Raw genomic sequence first — 3,815 nt, forward strand, 5'->3', positions numbered from 1 at the left:
TCTTAGAGCTATTTCTCCTCTATTTGCTATTAAAATTTTAGAAATATTTTTCATGGTATGTCCTATTTTTTGATTTAAAAAGAGTATTCTATTTAATTCAAGGACAAAGTATCTTCTTCTTTTTTGTAAATTTATTTGCTCACATAGATAGTTAAAATTGTCTATTATTGTTATTTTAGTTATCTTTAGTTGTTATAATATTTGATGAATAAAAAAACTATACAAAAACATACAAAAATTGCAAATAGTATTATGTACTATATCTATACTCATATAGACACCAATATAGATATTAATGAACTGAGTTATGAACTTGATATTAGTAAGTTTTATATGCATAAAATATTTAAAAAGATTTTTGCTAAAAATATTTATGAGAGTATTAAATCAATTAGATTACAAAAAGCGGCTAGTCTACTCTTAACTAATAAGTTCTCTACTATATCAGAAGTTGCAAATCTATGTGGATATAGCTCACACTCTTCATTTATAAAAGCTTTTAAACTTCAATTTAATGTAACGCCAAAGGATTGGAGGAATGGAGCATATATAAAATATTCTAACTCTATTTTACAAGCTTCAAATATATCTACAAAATCAACAATTGATTTTTCAAACATATCCGCAACTATAGTTAATATGCCATCTATGAAAAGTTACTACATTCGTAATAATGGTTATATTAATAATGTTAAAGAAACTTGGCAAAAGTTATATACACTGATTTTAAATAATAAAATTAAAAAATATAAAATGATAGCTCTTCTACATGACAACCCAACAATAACTGACCTGAATAGTTGCCAATATATAGCTTGTATAGTAACACAAGAACAAGAAGAAACTTTAACAAAAAGACTGCCTAAGTTTAATATATCTGAGGGTGTATATGCTAGATTTGATTTACAAGGAGAGAGTCAAGATATATTAAGATTTATTCAGTGGGTATATCATGATTGGCTCTTAGATAGCGAATATGAAACAACAACAAAACCTTCATTTATTGTCTATCATAAAAATAATCATCTAAATAATGAAAATATATTTGACATTAGTTATTACTTATCTATTCAATTTTAATCTTTTATAAAAAAAGCCTTTATCATAATATTTTTTATAAAAATATTTGATTTTTCAAACATAAAAACTACTTTATTCTATTAAAATAGCATGTTATTATCTTGTCTAATGTTACATTTATAATGTATTTTCTAAAAACTCTTCAACATACTCAACTATTTCACCGATAGCTTCTGTCGCTTTAGCATAATAGACTTTCGTAAAATAACTATCATCTATTGCTTCACTTGGCTCAAGATTATTAAGTATTGATTTACCTGTCAATTGTGCGAAATATGTCACATCTAAAACATTTCCACTTGTACCAATAATAACTATAAGTTCACACTTGTTTAACTCTTGTGTAAGTATCTCATACTTCGGTGCAGGCTCTCCAAAAAAAACAATATTTGGTCTTAATTTAGATTTACAACTTGGACACTCCTTGGCATAATTATCTTGATTAACATATCCAATTTCAAATATTTTATTACATCCTCGGCATCTAAGCTCTCTTAAAAAACCATGAAGATGCACTATCTCGTTATCTGCTATACCAGCTTTTTCAAATAAATCATCAACATTTTGAGTAAGTACAGAAATATCATTTGGATATTTTTGCTTTAATTCTACTATTAGCTTATGCGCATAGTTTGGAGTTTTAGCTTTTATGTCAACTCTTCTTGCATCATAAAACTTTTTTGTTGCTTCTTCATTCGTATCAAGACAACCTGCCATACATACATCTTCTATTGCGTGATTTTCCCATAAGCCATCACTATCCCTAAAAGTAGAGATGCCAGACTCAGCACTTATTCCAGCACCGGAGAGTATTAAGACTTTTGACATTAGCAATCCTTTGAGAATAGTATAATTTATTTGAAGTTAAAGCTTGTTGATTTATTAGGAGGGAAATAACACCGCAGCGAAATTAAGTTTCGCTACAATGCATGAGTTAAAATTATTTTTTAACTATACTGTCTAGTATTGAGAACATCTCTTTAGATTTAAGTTCAGTAGATTTAAAAAGATTAATAATTTGATCTGCATGAATACTATCATCTTCAACTATTTGCATAATCAATTTTATATTTTCATGGACTTCTTTATGAGGCTTAGACAAAGAGACGAAATTATTGTTATCTCCAAAATTTTCCCTACCCTTATTATCATACCATTGACCTAATCTACAATTAATATGATCTCCTAAAGAAGAAACCGCTTTGCCTTCAAAAGCAGCAGAGTATGAGTTATTTTTTAATACCATATGATCAAGTTTAGCTGTGTTAATAAAGAGTTCATGACCTATAATAGTATTACCATCAGTAATTTTTCCAGAGTTAATAATAAGCTCACCAAGAGTCTCTTTAAACACTTCAAGTTTTGTTTGTGATAAATGAGCATGTTCTTCTATTAACTCACTATTTTCTGTCATACTCATAGAATTTTGCTTTAAAACACTAATATTTGCTTCTACTTCACTTGTAGCTTTTTGTGTACGTTCAGCTAGTTTTCTAACTTCATCTGCAACAACAGCAAACCCACGTCCATGTTCGCCTGCACGAGCAGCTTCAATAGCAGCATTAAGTGCTAATAGGTTCGTTTGATCTGAGATATCTTTAATAAGCGAAATAACATTGTATATCTCTTCTACATTAGAATTTAACTGCTCAGAAGAAGTTCTAGAATCACTAATCATCTCAGTAATACTAGATATTGCTTGTGTGATTTCATCAGTAGATGAATTTACTCTTGATATAACTTCTTGTGTCTCTTTGTTTAATTTATTTACATGTTCAACATTTTCAATATTTTCTTTCATACTTTCACTTAGATTGTTAGCATTATGAATTGAGCCCTCAATCATCTCTTCAGAAAGAGCTAGGTTAAGTTTATTTTTGTCCATTGCAATTTTAATTTCTTTTTCAGATTCTAGTGCTTTTAATGCTTTTTCATGAGCTTCTTGTGAAAGAATTTCAACCTTATCCAGGAACTTGTTAAAACTCATACTAGTATGGCCTAGCTCATCTCTAGATATTACTGGCAATCTTTTAGATAAGTCCGCATCTCCTTGAGCAAGTTCTATAGCAACATTATCAAGCTTAATAATAGGAGTAACTACACTTCTTTTAATGATTAAAACTAAGAATATCAATATAAATATATCAACAATAGCCATTATAATAACTTGTCTTATAAGAGAGTCTTCTGATTGATTTATAACAATATTAACATTTGATATTTTATTAGCGACTAAAGCATATCCAACAACTTTGTTTGAGAAGTCTTTAATTGGTTCAGATACTACAAAGTATTCATTTGTTAGTTGATATGAGTTAGTTTTAGAAATGTCTATATTTTTAAGATCTTTGATAAAATCTTTATTTACAACTTTTTCTTTAACAGCCAAGGTATAGTTTGAAATCTTTGGAGCAGATGAAAGTGCAGTTGCAGTAGAGAGGTAATCATTTTTCATAACAATAGCTATTTCATAACCATTAGTCTTTCTTGCAGACTTAACTATGGAGTTTAAACCTTGAATAAACTCAACTGAACCCATATATTTATTATCATTTAGAATTGGAGAGAGTCCACGTAAGACAAGCCCTGCTCGTCCAAGTTCAATTGCGACAATAGGTTTTTTATTGCTTTTTATATTCACAACTGTTTTTCTAAATGAACTTAAATCGTCCCCATGTTTTTTTGCATTCCAAGATCTTAAAAAACTATGAATATTTGCGTCATGTATATGTATC

3 protein-coding genes are annotated in these 3,815 nt (G+C 28.6%); 1 reads left to right on the forward strand and 2 read right to left on the reverse strand.

Translation table 11 applies throughout. The annotated features are described in order from the left end of the window. The first annotated feature begins 204 nt into the window (after positions 1 to 204). On the forward strand, positions 205 to 1,080 hold the full coding sequence (locus QZZ48_RS14715; protein WP_294967013.1) for a GyrI-like domain-containing protein: 876 nt from the start codon (positions 205 to 207) through the stop codon (positions 1,078 to 1,080). A 117-nt stretch (positions 1,081 to 1,197) separates the two neighbouring features. On the opposite strand, the gene QZZ48_RS14720 is transcribed toward QZZ48_RS14715, so the two are convergent. Beyond that, positions 1,198 to 1,908, reverse strand: a complete 711-nt coding sequence (locus QZZ48_RS14720; protein WP_294967014.1) for a Sir2 family NAD-dependent protein deacetylase — start codon at positions 1,906 to 1,908, stop codon at positions 1,198 to 1,200. A gap of 112 nt (positions 1,909 to 2,020) precedes the next feature. Beyond that, the coding region (locus QZZ48_RS14725) for a methyl-accepting chemotaxis protein (RefSeq protein ID WP_294967015.1) at positions 2,021 to 3,815 on the reverse strand (1,795 nt) is incomplete at its 5' end.

This window comes from Sulfurimonas sp., from assembly GCF_016744025.1.
In the GTDB taxonomy this organism is placed as follows: Bacteria; Campylobacterota; Campylobacteria; order Campylobacterales; family Sulfurimonadaceae; genus Sulfurimonas.

What these genes read in the sequence shown, in the direction of transcription:
- QZZ48_RS14720 (WP_294967014.1), bottom strand. Translation starts at nt 1,908, where the DNA reads ATGTCAAAAGTCTTAATACTCTCCGGTGCTGGAATAAGTGCTGAGTCT.
- QZZ48_RS14715 (WP_294967013.1), top strand. Translation starts at nt 205, where the DNA reads ATGAATAAAAAAACTATACAAAAACATACAAAAATTGCAAATAGTATT.